General features: G+C 47.2%; 21 protein-coding genes and 2 tRNA genes (1 of these 23 cut by a window edge). 11 read left to right on the top strand and 12 right to left on the bottom strand.

The features are described from left to right. Positions 1-16, top strand: a tRNA-Pro gene (locus tag JNC77_RS06040) (it extends 161 nt beyond the left edge of the window). Further along, positions 1-355 (top strand): ETC complex I subunit (locus tag JNC77_RS06035; protein ID WP_374830347.1); only part of this gene is annotated, 355 nt, incomplete at its 5' end. The genes JNC77_RS06040 and JNC77_RS06035, both read left to right, overlap by 16 nt. A 96-nt stretch (positions 356-451) precedes the next feature. Further along, positions 452-528: transfer RNA gene (locus tag JNC77_RS06030), tRNA-Arg, on the top strand. Positions 529-1,055: 527 nt separating this feature from the next. Here JNC77_RS06030 and pqqE read toward each other — a convergent pair. From pqqE to pqqA, 5 genes are read right to left on the bottom strand one after another with little or no spacing between them, the layout of a single operon-like run. After that, on the bottom strand, positions 1,056-2,180 hold the full coding sequence (gene pqqE, locus JNC77_RS06025; protein WP_374830345.1) for a pyrroloquinoline quinone biosynthesis protein PqqE: 1,125 nt from the start codon (positions 2,178-2,180) through the stop codon (positions 1,056-1,058). After that, entirely contained in the window at positions 2,177-2,470 is a 294-nt protein-coding gene (gene pqqD, locus JNC77_RS06020) for a pyrroloquinoline quinone biosynthesis peptide chaperone PqqD (RefSeq protein WP_374830342.1), read from the bottom strand. Before pqqD ends, pqqE begins: the two co-directional genes overlap by 4 nt. Continuing rightward, the gene (gene pqqC, locus JNC77_RS06015) at positions 2,467-3,249 is read right to left on the bottom strand and encodes a pyrroloquinoline-quinone synthase PqqC (RefSeq protein ID WP_374830340.1); all 783 of its coding nucleotides are present in this window, start codon (positions 3,247-3,249) and stop codon (positions 2,467-2,469) included. Before pqqC ends, pqqD begins: the two co-directional genes overlap by 4 nt. Further along, positions 3,246-4,151, bottom strand: coding sequence for a pyrroloquinoline quinone biosynthesis protein PqqB (gene pqqB / locus JNC77_RS06010; RefSeq protein WP_374830338.1), 906 nt, complete (start codon positions 4,149-4,151; stop codon positions 3,246-3,248). The genes pqqC and pqqB overlap by 4 nt, the downstream gene beginning before the upstream one ends. Before the next feature lie 44 nt (positions 4,152-4,195). Then, complete coding sequence (gene pqqA / locus JNC77_RS06005; protein WP_374830336.1) at positions 4,196-4,291, bottom strand: pyrroloquinoline quinone precursor peptide PqqA; 96 nt, start codon at positions 4,289-4,291, stop codon at positions 4,196-4,198. Positions 4,292-4,591: 300 nt separating this feature from the next. On the opposite strand from pqqA, the gene JNC77_RS06000 reads away from it, so the two are divergent. After that, on the top strand, positions 4,592-4,870 hold the full coding sequence (locus JNC77_RS06000; protein ID WP_374830334.1) for a DUF4282 domain-containing protein: 279 nt from the start codon (positions 4,592-4,594) through the stop codon (positions 4,868-4,870). Positions 4,871-5,096: 226 nt separating this feature from the next. Next, positions 5,097-5,645: an RBBP9/YdeN family alpha/beta hydrolase gene (locus tag JNC77_RS05995; protein WP_374830332.1), complete on the top strand. Its 549-nt coding sequence runs from the start codon at positions 5,097-5,099 to the stop codon at positions 5,643-5,645. On the opposite strand, the gene JNC77_RS05990 is transcribed toward JNC77_RS05995, so the two are convergent. The 5 genes from JNC77_RS05990 to rpsD all read right to left on the bottom strand — a co-directional run bounded on the left by JNC77_RS05990 (position 5,642) and on the right by rpsD (position 10,032). Further along, a complete protein-coding gene (locus tag JNC77_RS05990) occupies positions 5,642-6,079 on the bottom strand; it encodes a DUF1489 family protein (protein ID WP_374830330.1) in 438 nt (145 codons plus the stop codon). The two genes, JNC77_RS05995 and JNC77_RS05990, sit on opposite strands and share 4 nt — an antisense overlap. A 44-nt stretch (positions 6,080-6,123) precedes the next feature. Beyond that, positions 6,124-7,527, bottom strand: coding sequence for an L-serine ammonia-lyase (locus JNC77_RS05985; RefSeq protein ID WP_374830328.1), 1,404 nt, complete (start codon positions 7,525-7,527; stop codon positions 6,124-6,126). 77 nt (positions 7,528-7,604) lie between these two features. Next, positions 7,605-8,426 carry an inositol monophosphatase family protein gene (locus JNC77_RS05980; protein WP_374830326.1) on the bottom strand — a complete coding sequence of 274 codons (822 nt, stop codon included), beginning with the start codon at positions 8,424-8,426 and terminating at the stop codon, positions 7,605-7,607. Between the two features lie 14 nt (positions 8,427-8,440). Further along, on the bottom strand, positions 8,441-9,319 hold the full coding sequence (ttcA, locus tag JNC77_RS05975) for a tRNA 2-thiocytidine(32) synthetase TtcA (RefSeq protein WP_374830324.1): 879 nt from the start codon (positions 9,317-9,319) through the stop codon (positions 8,441-8,443). Positions 9,320-9,414: 95 nt separating this feature from the next. Continuing rightward, positions 9,415-10,032, bottom strand: a complete 618-nt coding sequence (gene rpsD / locus JNC77_RS05970) for a 30S ribosomal protein S4 (protein WP_374830322.1) — start codon at positions 10,030-10,032, stop codon at positions 9,415-9,417. A gap of 361 nt (positions 10,033-10,393) precedes the next feature. Between rpsD and JNC77_RS05965 the strand changes: the two genes are divergently transcribed. Beyond that, positions 10,394-10,774: a BspC domain-containing protein gene (locus tag JNC77_RS05965; protein ID WP_374830320.1), complete on the top strand. Its 381-nt coding sequence runs from the start codon at positions 10,394-10,396 to the stop codon at positions 10,772-10,774. A 52-nt stretch (positions 10,775-10,826) separates the two neighbouring features. On the opposite strand, the gene JNC77_RS05960 is transcribed toward JNC77_RS05965, so the two are convergent. Beyond that, positions 10,827-12,788: a L,D-transpeptidase family protein gene (locus JNC77_RS05960; protein WP_374830318.1), complete on the bottom strand. Its 1,962-nt coding sequence runs from the start codon at positions 12,786-12,788 to the stop codon at positions 10,827-10,829. Positions 12,789-13,040: 252 nt separating this feature from the next. Here JNC77_RS05960 and JNC77_RS05955 point away from each other — a divergent pair, with 252 nt between their 5' ends. After that, positions 13,041-14,660, top strand: coding sequence for a fumarate hydratase (locus tag JNC77_RS05955; protein ID WP_374830316.1), 1,620 nt, complete (start codon positions 13,041-13,043; stop codon positions 14,658-14,660). A gap of 53 nt (positions 14,661-14,713) precedes the next feature. On the opposite strand, the gene JNC77_RS05950 is transcribed toward JNC77_RS05955, so the two are convergent. Continuing rightward, positions 14,714-15,079, bottom strand: a complete 366-nt coding sequence (locus tag JNC77_RS05950; protein WP_374830314.1) for a gamma-butyrobetaine hydroxylase family protein — start codon at positions 15,077-15,079, stop codon at positions 14,714-14,716. Between the two features lie 182 nt (positions 15,080-15,261). Here JNC77_RS05950 and moaA point away from each other — a divergent pair, with 182 nt between their 5' ends. The 4 genes from moaA to mobB all read left to right on the top strand — a co-directional run bounded on the left by moaA (position 15,262) and on the right by mobB (position 18,474). After that, entirely contained in the window at positions 15,262-16,296 is a 1,035-nt protein-coding gene (gene moaA, locus JNC77_RS05945; protein ID WP_374830312.1) for a GTP 3',8-cyclase MoaA, read from the top strand. 71 nt (positions 16,297-16,367) lie between these two features. Next, entirely contained in the window at positions 16,368-17,291 is a 924-nt protein-coding gene (locus JNC77_RS05940; RefSeq protein WP_374830310.1) for a DMT family transporter, read from the top strand. Next, on the top strand, positions 17,288-17,938 hold the full coding sequence (gene mobA, locus JNC77_RS05935) for a molybdenum cofactor guanylyltransferase MobA (protein ID WP_374830308.1): 651 nt from the start codon (positions 17,288-17,290) through the stop codon (positions 17,936-17,938). The genes JNC77_RS05940 and mobA overlap by 4 nt, the downstream gene beginning before the upstream one ends. Further along, positions 17,935-18,474 carry a molybdopterin-guanine dinucleotide biosynthesis protein B gene (mobB, locus tag JNC77_RS05930; protein ID WP_374830306.1) on the top strand — a complete coding sequence of 180 codons (540 nt, stop codon included), beginning with the start codon at positions 17,935-17,937 and terminating at the stop codon, positions 18,472-18,474. Before mobA ends, mobB begins: the two co-directional genes overlap by 4 nt. Positions 18,475-18,795 lie beyond the last annotated feature (321 nt).

Genomic DNA, 18,795 nt, shown 5'->3' with positions numbered 1-18,795 from the left:
CCTGCCGCTCCGACCATTACAAAGAAAAGCGGATAGCAAGGTTCTCCACATGGTCGCACGTATTTATCGCCCTGCAAAAACAGCCATGCAATCTGGCAAAGCCAAATCGGAAACATGGTTTCTGGAATATGAACCGCAGGCCCCACGCATTGTTGAACCGTTGATGGGCTACACGTCCGGCCGAGATATGCTGAGCCAAGTACGCCTCAAATTCGAAACAAAAGAAGAAGCAATCGCCTATGCGACTCGTAATGGCATTGCCTATCGCCTTTTCGAACCCAATGAAGCGAAACGACGTGCAGTTTCTTATTCGGATAATTTCCGTTCGGACCGCCTGCAACCTTGGACCCATTAATTTTAACATCCTTTTGAAACCATAGGATGCCCGCAAGACTTACCTTGCAATTGTGTTTGTTTGCGCACATAAGTTCCGGACAGACTAGCCAATTTTGGTCCCGTAGCTCAGCTGGATAGAGCACCGGCCTTCTAAGCCGACGGTCACAGGTTCGAATCCTGTCGGGATCGCCATAAATTTCAATGACTTACACAAGATAGCCCAAACGGCAGTTTACAGCTTTTTTCTAACGGTTTACATTTTTTGTTCAATAGGTGTTCTTTTCATAGAGCATCAAACGGCAATAGCGTCCGATTAAACATCGCTAAGACAATTCCAGTTTAAACATCTACGATTGATATAAATATCATCGCACCGCTTCGCATCAGACGGCCTACCGCAATGTTTTTGATACATAGATGACAATGAAAGCATTGGTTTATTTCGTGTTTCCCACACCTACTCGTAAGGAACATATGCCTACATATTGACAAATATTCCTATTCCGTTCACTTTAGAACAAAAGGAGTATGGGTCATAGGCAGCAATGCCCAAACGGCTGAAAAATACATTGTAATCCCTTATCGAAAGAACCGCCGCACCGTACTATTTCTACATATATAGGTTGTGATTTTATATCAATTATCAGTCTGTACATAAAAAAACAGGAGCAGTTTGTTTTAACTGCCCCTGCCCATTTCATAATCTGCGAATGATGTTTTTATGCAAATGAACGATAGGTAAAACTTTCCGGCGCTGGTGCAGACGAGTTTTCCTCTGCCATTGCTGTCACCAGATTACGCAGTGGTGAACGCACACAGACAGGGTCGGTTGCACTGGCATCACCGGCAATTGCCATTGCCTGACAACGACAACCGCCAAAATCAATTTCTTTGCGCTCACATGTACGACACAAATCCGGCATCCAATCATCACCGCGATAAGCGTTAAACGCATCGCCATGATACCAGATATCAGCAAGCGCCTTATCTTTGATATTGTCAAAGCGCAATGAAGGGATCGTCTCAGCCGCGTGACATGGCAGTACCCGACCATCCGGCGTGACATTCAGGCCGATACGTCCCCAGCCGCCCATACAGGCCTTTGGATAAGACGAGTAATAGTCGGCAGGTACATAATCAATCACCAGACGGCCTTCTAAACGCTTGCGCGCTTCTGCTACCGTTTTATTGGCGAATGTGACCTGCTCGCGCGTGGGCAGCAAGGCAACCTTGTTCTTTTCAGCCCAGCCATGAAACTGCACCGTCGCAATTTCAATGCGGCGTGCACCAAGCTCAATGGCGAGTTCCAGCATATCATTGAGCTGATCCATGTTTTGCTTGTGGCAAACAGCATTAACAGTGAGCGGAACGCCAGCCTCCCCCACCCATTTGGCAACAGCCATTTTGCGATCAAAACCGCCTTTATACCCGCCAACACGATCAGCAGAAACGGCGTCCGTGCCCTGCAATGACAGCTGTACATGATCCAACCCTGCATCAGCCAAAGCGTTGACGCGCTGTTCATTCAAACCAATGCCTGAGGTAATCAAGTTGGTGTAAAGGCCAATATCAACCGCCGCTTTGGTCAGCTCCAGCAAATCGCGGCGTGCGGCCGGTTCCCCACCAGATAGATGCAAATGCAAAACGCCCATTTGAGCCGCTTGACGAAAGGTTTCAATCCACTCTTCAGTGGTGAGTTCTTTCTTCACGCCAATCAGTTCCAATGGATTGGAGCAATAAGGGCATGCAAGCGGACAACGGTGGGTCAATTCGGCAAGTAGTGCCATTGGCGGCGGCGCATAGTTTTTTAAAGTTTCAGCCGCTGCCAAACCGGTGGCAGTCATTCCACAACCTCAATCATACGGCGATTGGCCAATTCCTGTACAAATTTCAGTACATCACCACCAATCAGGTCGCGTGGTGCGTTGAAATCTTTAGCAAACTGATCACAAATAACATCAATGGAGCGCTCACCATCCAGAGCATTGACGATGGTGACGGCAATTTCGTCAACAGCCATCGCGCGTTCAGGCGCCAGCAGGACGGTTTGACCGCGCACGTCATCGACACGCAAACGCACACCGCGGGCAAGTTTGATGATATTGGCAGGCAAAATAGTTACTGTTTCGCTCATGCTAAAACTTTCTTTGCAGCCAGTGCCTTGTCCCATTCAGCATTAACGCCTTCTTTGCCATCCCATGCACCGGGTGGAATCATACCGGGTGCGACATAGGCCAGATAAAGGGCATCGAGTTGCGACCACAATACATCGGTTTTAAAGGTGAGAGCAGCGGCAACTGCATCCTGTTTTTCCAATGTATCCGCGTGCTCCATGACATAAGCAAGGCCGTATTCGACATCGACCGGTGCTTCATTCAAACGCTGACGGAAATAAGACAATGCATTGTCATCAGCAAAAGCATAATGCTTTAAAAGACCAGCAATACGGTCTTTGTGAATTTTCGGCGCAAATAACTCGGTCAAAGATGATGCAACCGCATCCAGCAATGGCTTATCACGTACATAATGCACATAAGCACCTACAGCAAAACGAGTGCCCGCCAGAATACCTTTACCCGATGCCACATAATCCGGATCAAGGCCCACAGCTTCGGCGAGCTTCAACCAACGGCGGATACCGCCACCTTCATGCATACCGCCATCATGATCTTCGATACGCGAGCGCCATGCGCGGCGCATATTCACATCTTCACAACGCGACAGAAAAGCCGCATCTTTCATCGGAATGCTGCTTTGATAGCAGTAACGGTTGATCACCCAAGCACGCACTTCGGTAATAGTGCTTTCACCGCCATGCAAACGCACATGAAACGGATGCTTGTCGTGATAGCGTTCCTGTCCGATTGCCAACAATCTTGCGTGAAACTCTTCTTTGCTTGCAGCCGGTTTCATAAACTGATCTCCTTGCCATCAAAGGCAATTTCAAACCCGCTGTCTTCGACAAGTTTGCGCTCAGCGCCATCGCGCCAGACAGGGTTGGTATTATTAATATGGACGTAAATCTTGCGGGACACCGCACATTTTTCCAGCGCTTTCAGGCTGCCGTCATCACCAGACATGGAAATATGCCCCATCCGCTTACCGGTCTTGATACCGGTGCCGGATTTCAGCATTTCATCATCGCTGAACAACGTGCCATCGAAATATAAAATATCGGCACCATCAATGCGCTGTAAAAGATCATTACGCACGACCGCGCAACCGGGAACATAATAAATCCGGTGATCGTCCGTTACCATTTCCACGCCGACTGTTTGCTCGCCTTCCAGTTCCGTATCGACATGATCCCCCTCCATAAAGAGCGGCACCTTACCCGGAACTGCAAAAAGCTTGGCTTTAATGCCAGGAACAAGCGTGAAAGTTTCATTAAGCGCGATGATTTCTTGGCTGACAAACGCCGGATCAAGCGCGCGAAAAATTGGATTCTCGGCGAGGACATCACGGATGGCTGCCGTCATCACCAAACGGAAAGCCTGCTTCTCACGCAAGGTCAAAAGACCCGCAATGTGATCCAGATCACCATTGGTGAGAAGCACTGTGTTAACCGGATTATCACGCAAACTTCGAGGATGGAGTGCCGGCGTATCAATCAATTGCTGCCTGATATCAGGGGAAGCATTGAGAAGTGCCCAGTTTTCACCGTCAGAAGTTACCGCGAGTGAAGATTGTGTCTGTGGAGGAATTCCCTGCGGAGAGGGTAAGCGTGCTAACTGGCAGTTTTGACAACCACAATTCCATTGAGGGAGGCCGCCGCCAGCAGCGGCCCCAATCACGATCGAACGAAATGTCGTCATGATCAAATTTCAATGCTTAACATTGAGAATTCCGTTCCTGTTACTTAGAACAGAACCGGTTCATCACCGTCACCGGCTGCATAACGGCAGATTTCCATAGCGCAGCTGACTTCAATGAACAAAGGTGCATGCCAAGACATGTTTTTCATCCCATCTAAATTAACAAATGTGGTTAGTACGCCTTTATATTAAAGGACTTAACGTTTTTTAGATAGTGCTGATCTTTATCTTTTTTAACGATCCACACACATAAGCGTGAAACTTATCATTGTTCATGAAGCTTTTGCATGGCAGTATGCGTTTTATCACTACCCGACCCAGCGCGGCTATGAAGAGTGACAATTTTAAAACAAAGCCTTATCAATCAATTTAATTGATTAAAATATTTAAACTATAAATTAATTAAGAAATAAAACCGCAACTCCCAAGCGAGGTACAAAATGAACATAAAAGATATGACTGGTTTTGACAAATTTTTAACGCCGACACTGATTGCTGTCGTTTATTGGATCGGTAATGTTGGCATTGCATTTGCAGCCATCAGAACCATTCTGTCAGCTTATAGCTACATGGGAGGTGGTTTTTTTAAAATTATCGGCAGTTTAATTTTCTTTATTATCGGTCTGATTTTCTGGCGCGTTATATGCGAAGGCATCATACTTTCCTTCCGCATCTATGACCGTTTAACAGAAATCAGAGATCGTTTGCCGCGCAATTAATTTTTACCGATCAATGGTGGCAATCATTACTTTGTGATCATTGCCACCATTTATAATCTTTTTAATAATCTCTATTTCTTATTACATTCCTTTTTCTTGAAGCTACTCAGCCCCATTTAAGTCAAAACATGCTTGAATATGCGCCGGACAGACGCAATAAGCATTCAACGCAATGATTGTTGCGCTCATGCGCAAAAGAGACAAAGAATGAAAAGAACGGGCTGATATGAAAGTTAAAGACGTCGATATTCTCATCATTCCCGGTTATACCAATTCCGGCCCTGACCACTGGCAGTCACGCTGGGAGCAAAGACTTTCCACCGCGCGCCGTGTTGAGCAAAAAGAATGGTCAAAGCCGGTTCGTAAAGACTGGGTTGAGGAAATTGTCAAAGCGGTAGAAGCCGCCGAGAAACCCGTTGTGCTGGTTGCACATTCGCTTGGTGTTGCTGCGGCCATCCATGCTATTCCACAGATTAAAGACAAGGTCGTCGGTGCATTTTTTGTAGCACCTCCGGATGTGGCCAATGAAAAGATACGCCCGCGCCATCTGATGACATTCGGCCCTTATCCACGCGAACGTTTGCCCTTCCCGACATTGGTGGTTGTCAGCCGCAATGATCCGTTTTCAGATTTTGAAACGGCAGAGGCCATTGTCAATGATTGGGGCGCAATGCTCTTGGACGCCGGTGAAGCAGGACACCTGAACAGTGAGAGCGGCCACGGCCCATGGCCGGAGGGCTCAATGGTTTTTGCCCAGTTCCTGAACCAGATTTAAAGCAAACCCAGCTCTGCCAATTCTCGTCTGAGTTCCGCTGGCAGGGCTGCTCGGCCGTTCTTACCTGCGGCCTCATCAAGAGGCGCATCTTCTGCGCTCAAATAACGCCAGCCCTGAAATGCACGACGCGGTTGCCATTCAGTCGGAATGATTTTCGGCTCCAGCACCAGATGGCAGCGATTAATACCTTCATCATCGGTAAAGGTGCGGATTTCCAGCAAACGCTGACGGCACTGGATATTGCCTTTAATCACCCAGTAAAGCGAACCACCATCGAGCAATTCTTCCACGCGCTTGGGCACCATGCGCGTGGTGTGAAACTGCTCCGGCAGCAGGCCAGCCGCGCGCTTTTCCTCCAGCCGGAAATCAATCCAGGCTGCAAGCGTTTCAATACTGTCGCAGCCGACACATAATTTAACCAGATTTAATGCCATGGCTCAGATGTAACTACTCATTTCAATAATCACAAATGTGATGCTTAACATTCCACCACATTAACGGCCAAACCGCCGAGACTAGTTTCCTTATAGCGTTCATTCATATCATTCCCGGTCTGACGCATGGTTTCGATACAAGCATCCAGCGGCACAAAATGCTTGCCGTCGCCCTTCATCGCCAAGGAAGCAGCCGTTACTGCCTTGACCGCACCGAGCGCGTTACGCTCGATACATGGCACCTGCACGAGACCAGCAACCGGATCGCAAGTCATGCCTAAATGATGCTCAAGCGCGATTTCAGCGGCATTTTCGATCTGCGCAGGTGTACCGCCCATCACCGCCGCCATACCGGCAGCCGCCATTGCAGAAGCCGACCCCACCTCACCTTGACAGCCAACTTCTGCACCGGAAATCGACGCATTATGCTTGATAATGCCGCCAATTGCTGCAGAGGTAAGCAAAAAGTCTCGAATGTCTTTTTCCGTTGCATCCTCGTGGAAATGCAGGAAATAGCGCAGTACAGCTGGCACTACACCGGCCGCGCCATTGGTTGGTGCGGTAACGACACGACTGCCAGAGGCATTTTCTTCATTCACCGCCATCGCGTAAACCGAAAGCCAATCATTGGCCAAAAGCGGATTGTGGCGATTATTGCGCCATTCGTCCTGTAACTTATCGTTGAGATGACGGGCACGGCGCGGCACATTCAGTCCGCCCGGCATAATGCCGTCATTGCTAAGCCCGCGATCAATACAAGAGCGCATCGCTCCCCAGATTTTATCAAGGCCCGCATCAAGCTCCTCAGCCGACATACGGGTTTCTTCGTTCTTGCGCTTCATCTCGGCAATCGACAAGCCGCTCTTATCGGCCATTTTGAGCATTTCAGCCGCATTATTGAACGGATAAGGCACATTGCCTGAAGCAGCTTTTTTGCCCTTAGTGCTTTTCATTTGCTCAAGCTCTTCTGCGGTCACAACAAAACCACCACCGACAGAATAATAAATCCGGCGCAGCAAAACACGGTCGTTTTTATCCAGCGCTTCAAAAGCCATACCATTGGCATGTCCCGGCAGCGGAATTTTACGCTCCAACACCAAATCAACCGCCGGATCGAACGCATAGACCGGATGGCCCGGAGCATTTAGTTTTTTCTCTTGTTTGACGCGCTGAAGCTGCGCTTCCATCTCGTCGGGATCAATCTGATCGGGCACATTGCCGCAAAGCCCCAAAACCACGGCACGGTCAGTTGCGTGCCCTACCCCTGTGAAAGCGAGCGATCCATGCATATAGGCTTTCAAGCGATGCACTTTGGTTTGAGTCGGGCGTGGCCATTGTCCGTCACGGACTTCAAGCAGAAACATATTGGCAGCCGTCATCGGCCCCATCGTGTGGGAGCTGGATGGACCAATGCCGATTTTATAAAGATCAAAGACGGATAAAAACATTAAAATGCCCAAAAAATTCGTGCGTAAGCTACAGATGAGAAGCATCAGGTCGCACTTCAAGCGCGACACTTACATTATCATGACCATAAAGTCTCTTTAATGGCATGCCAGCTTTCTTTATCCGGTGCGGCAATCAGGCCACCATCGACATGCTCGGGCAAATAGCGGCTACCATCAAAACGTGCACTATAACCGCCAGCTTCTGTATGAATGAGCGAACCGGCCAGATGATCCCACGGCATCAATTTGTTGTAGACAGCAAAATGGGCATGTCCATCAGCAAGCAGACGATATTCATGGGCTGCGCAGCGATAGCCGATCTGCGACATGAATTTGGCCTGATTGCCAGCAATTTTCGAGCGCAACGGCTCCTGCATATATTGCCATGAAACAGACCCCAACATTTGCGAAACGTCTTTAGGCGCGGCTACTTTAAGCGCGCGATGATGGGCAGCTTGTACATGATAAGCACCGCCGCCGCGAACCGCCATGATATAATCCTGCCCCATCGGGTCATAGATAATACCGGCAACAGTTTCCCCTTTAGCAATTACCGACATCATAACACCAAAAAGCGGAACGCCAGAGGCGAAATTATAAGTGCCATCAACCGGATCAATCACAAAAGCCAGATCCGCATCGTGCAAGTTATCTAGGCTTGCAGTACCTGCCGACACTGCCTCTTCACCCAGCATAATAGCGTCAGGATATTTTTGGCTCAAAATGCGGGTGATATATTTTTCCGCATTGATATCGGCTTCGGTCACAAGGTCATAGGCTGTGGTCTTTTGTTTGATATCACCGGCATCAAGTTTACGGAAACGTGGCATAATTTCAGCCTTTGCGGCATCCGCCAAAACACCGGCCAACCAATCAATTTCATTCTCGTTAAATGTCACAGCCCTCACCCTTTTTATTTATCCGAAGATATCATTAATCCTGCAAAATCGAACAATTTACGATCCAGCATATGGCTTGGGCGAATATTGCCCAATGCCTTGATCATCGTCTCTTTACGTCCCGGCATCCGCTTTTCAATGTCCGTCAACATAGCCTTCATCGCATTGCGCTGTAAGCCATCCTGCGAGCCGCACAAATCACACGGAATGATTGGAAATTGCATCAGATCGGCAAATTTGACCAGATCTTCTTCTGCGACATATGAGAACGGACGCAATACCTTCAAATCACCTTCATCATTGACAAGTTTCGGTGGCATAGAAGCCAATCGACCGCCGTGAAAAAAATTCATGAAGAAAGTTTCAAGAATATCTTCGCGGTGATGTCCCAGCACCAATGCGCTGCACCCCTCTTCACGTGCCACGCGGTAAAGATTACCGCGGCGCAAGCGCGAGCAAAGCGCACAATAGGTCTGATTTTCAGGCACTTTGTCGGTGACGATCGAATAAGTGTCCTGATATTCAATCCGGTGCGCGATGCCGTATTTATTCAAGAAATCAGGCAGGATATGTTTCGGAAAATTTGGCTGCCCCTGATCAAGGTTGCAAGCCAGAATATCGACCGGCAATAACCCGCGCCATTTCAGCTCCAGCAACACCGTCAAAAGACCGTATGAATCCTTGCCACCCGAAAGACCGACCAGCCAGCGTTCACCCGGTTTGACCATAGAAAAATCATCCAGCGCCTGCCGTGTCAAACGTAACAATCTTTTACGCAACTTGTTGAATTCAACAGTTGAAGGAATATCACGAAACAGCGGATGGCATCCCTCTGTCGAGCTTTCCTCATCACGCAAATCTGTGTCACTTGATATCGTTTCTACGGCGCTCATTTCCGGCCTCTTGTCTTTCGTCACTCTCATATAAAAAAGCCGCCCGATGGTAAACCTTCGGGCGGCTTTTTTAAGTTCTTAAATTCTAATTCAGATTAACGTGAATAGAATTCGACAACCAGATTTGGTTCCATCTGAACTGCGTATGGTACGTCAGCAAGAGTTGGAACGCGTGAGAAAGTTGCAACCATTTTGTTGTGGTCAACTTCTACGTAATCAGGAACATCACGTTCAGCCAATTGAACAGCTTCGAGAACAATCACGAGCTGCTTTGACTTTTCACGAACTTCAATCACATCACCGGCTTTAGCGCGGTATGACTGAATGTTTACACGACGACCGTTTACGTTAACGTGACCGTGGTTGATGAACTGACGTGCAGCAAAAATTGTCGGAACAAATTTTGCACGATAAACGATTGCATCCAGACGGGATTCCAGCAAGCCAATGAGGTTTTCACCGGTATCGCCTTTACGACGAGCGGCTTCTTCATAGGTTTTGCGGAACTGCTTTTCGGAGATATCACCGTAGAAGCCTTTGAGCTTCTGCTTGGCGCGCAGCTGTACGCCGTAGTCAGACAGCTTGCCCTTACGGCGCTGACCGTGCTGACCTGGGCCGTATTCACGACGGTTTACAGGGGATTTAGGACGACCCCAGATGTTTTCGCCGAGACGACGGTCAATTTTATACTTGGAAGCTTCGCGCTTACTCATCGCATTTCCTTCAAAATAAACAAAGTGGTATCCGTTTTGACACGAGATACCAATTCAGGAAACGCGCCCTCCTCTGTTTTTGAAATTCAAAAACTGACAGGACAAAGCGCGCAAGCAATGCGTCTTTATCCACGGGACACGTTGTGAAACACAAGAATCTGAGATACTCATGTTGAGCGGGCTTTTAATCTTGATAGGTCTGGTTTGTCAAGGTGAAGCTTCAATAACTTCAATCCGAATGCACGACAAAATTGATAAACGATTTTGCCTCACTTGGCACCGACTTAAAAAAATCACAATTCAAGCACTCACTATATTGGTTTATTAATAGATATTAGCTTGACGATAAAGGATATAAGCCATGAATAAAAGAAAGATTATTCTAGCATGTGGTTTTTCTGTTTTTATTTGCAGCGCTGCACTTGCCGCCTCTCCTCCCAAAAAATCCGCCGACTTCAACGGCAATTATAAAACACTCACACAAGATCAAAAAGTCGACCCGCAACTCGCCACCTGTATTGCAACCGGCTATGATCTTGTGAAAAAGGATAAGAAATTCGACCGCCTTGGTTTTACACAAGACGGGATTGGTAAAACAAAAGTCAAGCAAGCCAAAACATCACAATCAGAACTGACAATCCGCGGTCAGGCGCGCGACCGCAAATCCAGCCAGTGGCAGGATATTGCCCTGCATTGCAGCATGAAAAACGGTGCTGTCAAAAACATCACAATCGGCAAATAATGATACATAATGAAAAGGCCGGAGATATCGTTCCGGCCTTATTTTTGATCCCTCAGGCGTTCACATCATTGCGACTGACGCTTGTTTTATTGAAAGCTTTTTCCAAGCCTTCATCGCGACCATAAATATCATCATAATAACGGATTTGACCGCTGGCTTCATCCAACCATGCGGTAAAGTAAGCCACGTAAACCGGCATTGGCTCCGGCACTTTGATGCCCCGCTCGTTTTTACCAAAATACGGTTTCAAATCCTCGACATTTTTGCCCAGTACCGCTGCCGCCATATCACGTGGACGTTCAAGACGGATACACCCATGACTGAGCGCGCGCATGTCACGTTTAAAGTAAGATTTAGCAGGTGTGTCATGCATATAAATGTCATGATTATTCGGGAACAAAATTTTCAATTCACCCAGCGAATTATCAAGGCTTGGCTTTTGACGGATGCCAACATGGCTTTTACCCGCAGCAACACTCGCCCAATTAACACTTGAGGCCGGGATAACTTTACCATCAGCATAAACCTCATAGCCATTGCGCGAAAGATAGCTGCTATCACGCATAATTTTCGGCAACATCTCGTTGAGGATGATAGAACGCGGCACCCCCCATGAAGGATTAAACACCACAGTCTGAATTTTATTATAGAAGAAATAGGTCTGATTGGTGCGCGAACCTATAACGATATTCATCGCCTGCGTTTCTTCGCCTTTATCGTAGAAATATGCGCGATAAGCCGGCTGATTTATGAATGCATAACGACCACCAAATTCATGCGGCAACCAACGCAAACGCTCCATCGAATAAATCAAACGATCACGCTTGACGGAAGTCAACTCGCCTTGCAGGGCTGCCACAGTGCTGCGGCCAATCACACCATCCGGCGTATTACCGGTGAGGCTTTGATAATCTTTGATTGCTGCAACCAGTTCAGGTTCATATTTATCGCTATTAGCATTTTGCTGCAAAACAGTTTGATAGCTATTGAGAAAGCCTGCCGGTGCTTTTTTCAGCAAAACAGCAATGACATTACGCATTTCGCTGTTTTCTTGTCCCGGCTTGATAAGCACATCGCTGGAGATGCGAATTTCATGACTTTCCGGCTTGAGCTTCGCAAGCTCTGTTTTGAGTGACTGATACCATTTGTTTTGCGGCTGGAAACTGTAAAGAAAATCAGCCGCATCTTGCTGATCGGCCAAAGCTTTCAACACTTGAGCAGGCTGTACACGGCCACGCGGCAAATCATGATAACCATCCAAGAGATTGGCGATAACACGCCCTTCACCGGCATCAATTGCATAACGCAATGCACGTGCAGACATGGTCACTTCAAAATTTGCCAATTTCTGCAAACGTTCCGCATCACTGTCATCAGCAGTAAGCCCAATTTCTTCGACCGCATAATCTTTGGGATTCAGGCCATCTTCAGCGGCATTATCGAAAAATGCCAATAGTTTTTCAGCGCGCGCTGTCGCACCATTCTCATCAATCCAGAGCAGTTGCTGCTGATTGATATAAAAATCTGCAAGCGCCTCAACGACAGGTTTTTCGGCCATAATTTGGCTTGCAACCAAATGCGGTTTCAGGCTTTCAAAAAGATGAGTAGCAGACAGCGGTGTTTCGTCAGAAACTGCTGATGGGGAAGTTTCTGACGAAGCCACATCAATTGCCGCAGTTGTCACCTCATCGTTGAATTTTGAAAAATCAACGCGCACCAGTTTTTCTGGTTTATAATCATAAATTTTAGGTCCGGAAACTTTAACGCTCGCAACCGGAGGCTTTGGCACCGCAGATGTCTTCACAGAATTATTCTTCAAAACTGGCAGCATTGGAGCGGGTTGCACCTTATCGGCAACGGGTGCTTGCTTTTTTTGAAAAAGCTCAAGCAATGTATTGGCGGCATAGGCTGGTGATACAGGCGCATGCAGCATGATGACAAAACCTGCCAGCAAAGCGGCGCGCGCCACAGAATGCTTTAAACAAAGTTTCTGTCTGGCATGATTGCTCATCATAAAATACCTGCCTGCTTCATACGTCTAAACCTGCATAAACCATATGCGTTGATAGCGTATTTTAACTTTAATCCAGTGTAGAAACGCTTAACGAGCAATCGGGCTTAAAAAATAAATCCCCACATTGATGCCAGTCATTTTCCATCAGGAACAATCTGCCGCAGTGGATTATTCGTCTTCACCGGATAAAAGCGGAGCAAATTTATAAAGCGCAGGGACATAATCCTTAGTGCGCGACTGGTGAGGTATAAAATGGCTGATTTAAGCGCCGCCGATCTTTTTCCGCTCGGCAAAGATAAAACTGAATATCGCAAACTGACATCCGATTATGTTTCGGTGGAAACATTTAAAGGACAAGAAATTCTGACCGTTGCGGAAGAAGGCTTGCGTCTTTTGTCAGAGGCTGCTTTTTCAGACATCAACCATCTGTTGCGCCCAAGCCATCTCAAACAACTCGCCAATATTTTACAAGATCCGGAAGCAACCGATAATGACCGTTTCGTCGCTTACGATCTTTTGAAAAACGCCAATATTGCAGCGGGCGGTATTTTGCCGATGTGTCAGGATACCGGCACAGCTATCATCATGGGTAAAAAAGGCCGTCGCGTCTGGACAGAAGGCGGTGACGCCGATGCTCTTGGTGCTGGTGTCCTGGATGCTTATAACAAGAAAAATCTGCGTTACTCACAGCTCGCGCCGCTTTCAATGTTTGAAGAAAAAAACACCAAGAACAATCTGCCGGCGCAGATCGACATTTATCAGGAAGGTGAAGACGCTTATAAATTCCTGTTTGTCGCCAAAGGTGGCGGTTCGGCCAATAAAACATTCCTGTTTCAAGGTACACCTTCACTTCTCACCCACGATCGCATGATCGAGTTTTTGAAAGAAAAAATCCTCACCCTCGGAACCGCTGCCTGCCCGCCTTACCATCTGGCGATTGTGATCGGCGGCACCTCTGCTGAAATGAACCTCAAAACCGTAAAGCTTGCTTCCACCCGTTATTTGGACGAGCTACCGACTGAAGGCTCAGAAACCGGCCACGCTTTCCGTGATCTGGAAATGGAAAAAGAAATCCATAAACTGACCCAGTCGCTTGGTGTCGGCGCCCAGTTTGGCGGCAAATATTTCTGCCATGATGTGCGTGTTATCCGCTTGCCGCGTCATGGCGCTTCATTGCCAATCGGCCTTGGCGTTTCCTGTTCGGCTGACCGTCAAGCCAAGGCAAAAATCACTAAAGAGGGCATCTTCCTTGAGCAGTTGGAAACCAATCCGGCGCAGTATATGCCTGAAATTGACGAGGAAAAGCTTTCATCCCATGTGGTGAAGATTGATCTTAACCAACCGATGGATCAGATTTTAAAAGAATTATCACAACATCCTGTAAAGACACAGCTTTCTCTCTCCGGCTCTATCATTGTAGCGCGCGATCTGGCGCATGCGAAAATCCGTGAACGGTTGGAAAATGGCGAATCCATGCCGGACTATTTCAAAAACCACCCGATCTATTATGCAGGGCCTGCCAAAACACCAACCGGCTATGCGTCCGGTTCTTTTGGCCCGACTACGGCAGGACGTATGGATTCTTACGTGGACCAGTTCCAGTCTTATGGCGGCTCGATGGTGATGCTTGCCAAGGGCAATCGTTCACGTCAGGTGCGTGATGCTTGCGGCAAGCATGGTGGTTTTTATCTCGGCTCCATTGGCGGCCCTGCCGCACGTCTGGCACAAGACTGCATCAAAAAGGTCGAAGTGGTTGAATATCCGGAACTCGGCATGGAAGCCATCTGGCGCATTGAAGTTGTTGACTTCCCTGCCTTCATCGTCATCGACGACAAGGGCAACGACTTTTTTAAAGAGTTGAACCTCAGCTAATTGCTTGCCAAGTGACAATAAAAAGCCGGAAATTTCTTTCCGGTTTTTTATTTTTAAAATCGTGAAGCCCGCGACAAACCTTTTTCAGCCAATTCGTCCAGATAAGCTTGCCAGAGTGTATCGTGTTCAGCACCAAGCTTGTGCAGATATTTCCATGTGAACAAGCCGCTGTCATGCCTGTCATCAAAAACAATACGCACCGCATAATTGCCGATAGGCTCAATCCGGCTGATTGTCACATTGCGTTTGCCGCCAATGGTTTTTCGCTGTTCCGGCGAATGTCCCTGCACTTCCGCGGACGGTGATAAAACCCGCAGCATTTCAGCTCTCAATGCATAAGAATTGCCATTATCAAAACTGATATTGAGCACATGGCGGTCTTGTGAGACCCGTAACTCCACCGGCCAGATATCACTCACAAAACTGCTCCTATCAATATTTTGTTTGCGCGCAAGATTTACGCGCAATTGCCCTCAATCACAAGGCATGAGCCAACAGCTATGATAAGTGGTGCTCAAATGATTTTGATTGCTGGACAGATGATGCTCCAAGCCTTATCTCTTAATATGAGGGCAATGCATAATAATAACGAGCTTTTTCGATGCCAATATGGAAAAAAACACCTGAACCGGAGACTTACGCTCCAATGATTGATCCGTTTGATCGGGTTATCAATTATTTGCGCGTTTCAGTAACCGACAGATGTGACTTCCGCTGCACATATTGCATGGCCGAACATATGACTTTCCTGCCGCGCAAAGATTTGCTTAGTCTTGAAGAACTTGACCGCCTTTGCAGTACATTCATTGCCAAGGGTGTCAAAAAATTAAGGCTTACCGGCGGCGAACCTTTGATGCGCAAAAACATCATGCATCTCATCGGTGAGCTTTCGCGCCACTTGAAGAGCGGCGCATTGGAAGAGCTGACACTTACCACCAATGGCTCACAATTATCGCGCTTTGCCGGTGAGTTGAAGGAATGCGGCGTAAAACGCATCAATGTTTCCATCGATACTTTAGATAGTGAGAAGTTTCGGGCAATCACGCGCTGGGGCAATCTGGATCAGGTATTGGCCGGAATTGATGCCGCTTTGGAAGCTGGATTGCATGTCAAACTCAACACGGTAGCGCTCAAAAATTTCAACGAACATGAAATTCCCTCCATGCTGCGCTGGGCACATTCACGCGGCATGGATATGACCCTCATCGAGACCATGCCTTTGGGCGAAATTGATATTGACCGCACCGATCAATATCTGCCGCTTTCCAAAGTCAGGCAAAATCTGCAACAAGAATTTACACTAGAGACAATTGATTACCGCACCGGTGGCCCTGCCCGCTATTACAAAATTGCCGAGACAGGCGGAAAGCTTGGCTTTATCACGCCGCTCACCCATAATTTTTGCGAGAGCTGCAACCGTGTGCGGATAACTTGTACCGGCACGCTTTTCATGTGTTTGGGGCAAGAAGATGCAGCAGATTTGCGCGAAACACTGCGTATGTCGGAGGGCAATGAACTTCTCAGCCGTGCAATTGATGAAGCCATTTCGCGCAAACCCAAAGGCCATGATTTTATCATTGATCGCCGTGACCAACGCCCTGCACTGTCACGCCATATGAGCATGACCGGCGGATAGCCCGCGCCTTTTCTTGATACTGTTTTTGAATTCCGGATACCAATAACAACGATAAAAATGAAAGCCTTGCCGTGGTAAACTCTGCCAATCTGCGCGCCGGTATCTACATGATGATTGCGATGGGTTTGTTTACCATCGGTGACAGTATCACCAAACTTTTGGCACAAGAGATGAATGGCGGACAATATATGCTCGTGCGCGGGCTCTTTGCCACCGCTATCATCACCGCGTTGGCTTGGTATCAAGGCAATCTGCGCAAAATTGATTATCATCCAATGGTTATCTTGCGTGTCGGTGCAGAAGTGGTTGCTGCAATTACTTATATTTATGTATTGAAATTTGTTTCGCAGGCTTTTGCCTCATCCATCTTTCAAGCCGTTCCGCTTTTCGTCACTATTGGTGCCGCCGTTTTCTTGCGGGAAACCGTTGGTTGGCGGCGCTGGACATGCATTCTTGTCGGCCTTGTTGGTGTTTTGATCATCATTCGCCCCGGCGGTAATGAAGTTGCCGGTGTGGCAAGTATTGCTTTATTACTTCTAAGCGTATTGGCCGCCGCCGTACGTGATCTTGCGACACGCCGCGTACCAGATACAGTTCCAACGCTTTATCTCTCGACACTCACCACCGTTGCCACAACCATGGTCGGTGCAGCCATCATCGTTCCAATGGGCGGCTGGGCACCTTTAACTGTCAACAGTGTATTTCTTTGTATCGTGGCTGCTGTCTTACTGCTGATCGGCTATAGTTTTATTATTATGGCAATGCGACAGGGCGAAATATCATTTGTTTCCCCTTTCCGCTACACCAGTCTGTTATGGGCCATCATTCTCAGCACGATTGTTTTTCATGAACCACCAGATTTATGGACAATTGCCGGTGCGCTCATTGTTGTCAGCAGCGGCGTTTATATGATCTATCGTGAAAGCGTCCTCAATAAACGCGAAAAACAACGCAGCACCCTCGCCTCCATTCCAACGGGGATCGATCCGTCATGAGCAAAATTCAAGCGCATCAAATTCCGGTTGTCATACTGGCAGGCGGACGCTCCAGCCGCATGCAGGCGGAAGGTTTAAGCGGCGATAAATACATGCATTTACTGGATGGTAAACCGGTGATTGCTCATCTGATCGATCGATTGCAACCACAAACTGACGATATTGCACTTAATGTCAATTCTGATCAAAACGATCTGTCGCAATTCAACCTGCCGGTCATTGCCGATCAGTTTGCCTATAATTCAGGGCCTTTAGCCGGAATTCTGACCGCCATGAATTACGCAAAAAAACATCCGCTGGTTTTAACAGCTGCTGCAGATACGCCATTTATTCCTGCAAATCTTATCGAAAAAATGTGGGCAGCACAAAATACACAACAAGCAGATGTGGTTTTTGCATCCTCCCATCATAAGACCCACCCGACTTTTGGCTTATGGCGCACAGAAAATGCTGCTAAATTACAGCAGTGGCTGCAACAAGGACACAAACCAAGCATTATGCATTTTGCATCATATTTGCAAAGCACCACGTTTGATTTTCCTTTTGAACCCTTAAAAAATGGCGGGTTATTAGACCCTTTTTTCAATATCAATGAGCCCGCAGACCTTGTCAAAGCGCGAGAATTACAAAAGCAATTAGAACTATGACTAAACAATCCTTTGCAACACCTGTCTTTGGTATCACCGGCTGGAAAAATGCTGGTAAAACCACAATGACGGAACGCTTGGTGATCGAATTGACACGAAGGGGATGGCGTGTATCGACCATCAAGCATGCCCACCATGATTTTGACATTGATATAGAAGGCACAGATTCATGGCGGCACAGAAAAGCTGGCGCAGGCGAAGTGGCTGTTGTTTCTGCAAAGCGATTTGCGATTATTCATGAAAATAATAATGGGCCAGAGCCTTCATTAGATGATATTTTGGCCAGATTATCACCAACTGATCTGGTATTGGTGGAGGGCTACAAACAAGGCTCTCACCCCAAACTTGAAGTGATCCGGCATGAAAGCCAAAACCGCATGCCGATCTATCACGACAATAAAACGGTTATTGCTTTGGCCTCGGATATCGACGCATCCACATTTGAAAACAAAGCAACACGCTCATTTTTTTCAATCGATGATATCACAGCCATTGCCGATTTCATTGAAGCTTTTTGTGACTTGAAAAGCCACTGATTCCCATCAACGCTATTTTCTCGGCTATTAAAAATTAGCGTCTAAGTCTTTGGTATTAGAGGCTCATCATTATGTCTTTTTACTCGTCAAAAAAGCAGCATACAGCCCATAATTTACGGCATTTTGCTCAAGTTATTGCGATATCCTATTTTTAAATTTTATTTAAAGCAAGAAAACTGAATACGGCTTGCCTTTTGCCTGAAAATAATGGGAATATCTGAGTATAAAGAAGCATCTGCTTTCAGACATGTCTTTTCATGAAAACGAGAACCATTCATGAAAAGAAGTGTTTAAAAACAATGATAAACGACGGCCTTCATA

Source organism: Paenochrobactrum pullorum, assembly GCF_041929845.1.
Classification (GTDB): domain Bacteria; phylum Pseudomonadota; class Alphaproteobacteria; order Rhizobiales; family Rhizobiaceae; genus Paenochrobactrum; species Paenochrobactrum pullorum.
The sequence above is the reverse complement of the archived record's forward strand: the minus strand, read 5'-3'. Positions and strand labels throughout refer to the sequence as shown.

Bases quoted from the DNA above. Each gene is read 5' to 3' on its own strand.
- pqqE (WP_374830345.1), bottom strand. From the start codon at position 2,180: ATGACTGCCACCGGTTTGGCAGCGGCTGAAACTTTAAAAAACTATGCG.
- pqqD (WP_374830342.1), bottom strand. From the start codon at position 2,470: ATGAGCGAAACAGTAACTATTTTGCCTGCCAATATCATCAAACTTGCC.
- pqqC (WP_374830340.1), bottom strand. From the start codon at position 3,249: ATGAAACCGGCTGCAAGCAAAGAAGAGTTTCACGCAAGATTGTTGGCA.
- pqqB (WP_374830338.1), bottom strand. From the start codon at position 4,151: ATGACGACATTTCGTTCGATCGTGATTGGGGCCGCTGCTGGCGGCGGC.
- pqqA (WP_374830336.1), bottom strand. From the start codon at position 4,291: ATGTCTTGGCATGCACCTTTGTTCATTGAAGTCAGCTGCGCTATGGAA.
- JNC77_RS06000 (WP_374830334.1), top strand. From the start codon at position 4,592: ATGAACATAAAAGATATGACTGGTTTTGACAAATTTTTAACGCCGACA.
- JNC77_RS05995 (WP_374830332.1), top strand. From the start codon at position 5,097: ATGAAAGTTAAAGACGTCGATATTCTCATCATTCCCGGTTATACCAAT.
- JNC77_RS05990 (WP_374830330.1), bottom strand. From the start codon at position 6,079: ATGGCATTAAATCTGGTTAAATTATGTGTCGGCTGCGACAGTATTGAA.
- JNC77_RS05985 (WP_374830328.1), bottom strand. From the start codon at position 7,527: ATGTTTTTATCCGTCTTTGATCTTTATAAAATCGGCATTGGTCCATCC.
- ttcA (WP_374830324.1), bottom strand. From the start codon at position 9,319: ATGAGCGCCGTAGAAACGATATCAAGTGACACAGATTTGCGTGATGAG.
- rpsD (WP_374830322.1), bottom strand. From the start codon at position 10,032: ATGAGTAAGCGCGAAGCTTCCAAGTATAAAATTGACCGTCGTCTCGGC.
- JNC77_RS05965 (WP_374830320.1), top strand. From the start codon at position 10,394: ATGAATAAAAGAAAGATTATTCTAGCATGTGGTTTTTCTGTTTTTATT.
- JNC77_RS05960 (WP_374830318.1), bottom strand. From the start codon at position 12,788: ATGATGAGCAATCATGCCAGACAGAAACTTTGTTTAAAGCATTCTGTG.
- JNC77_RS05955 (WP_374830316.1), top strand. From the start codon at position 13,041: ATGGCTGATTTAAGCGCCGCCGATCTTTTTCCGCTCGGCAAAGATAAA.
- moaA (WP_374830312.1), top strand. From the start codon at position 15,262: ATGCCAATATGGAAAAAAACACCTGAACCGGAGACTTACGCTCCAATG.
- mobA (WP_374830308.1), top strand. From the start codon at position 17,288: ATGAGCAAAATTCAAGCGCATCAAATTCCGGTTGTCATACTGGCAGGC.
- mobB (WP_374830306.1), top strand. From the start codon at position 17,935: ATGACTAAACAATCCTTTGCAACACCTGTCTTTGGTATCACCGGCTGG.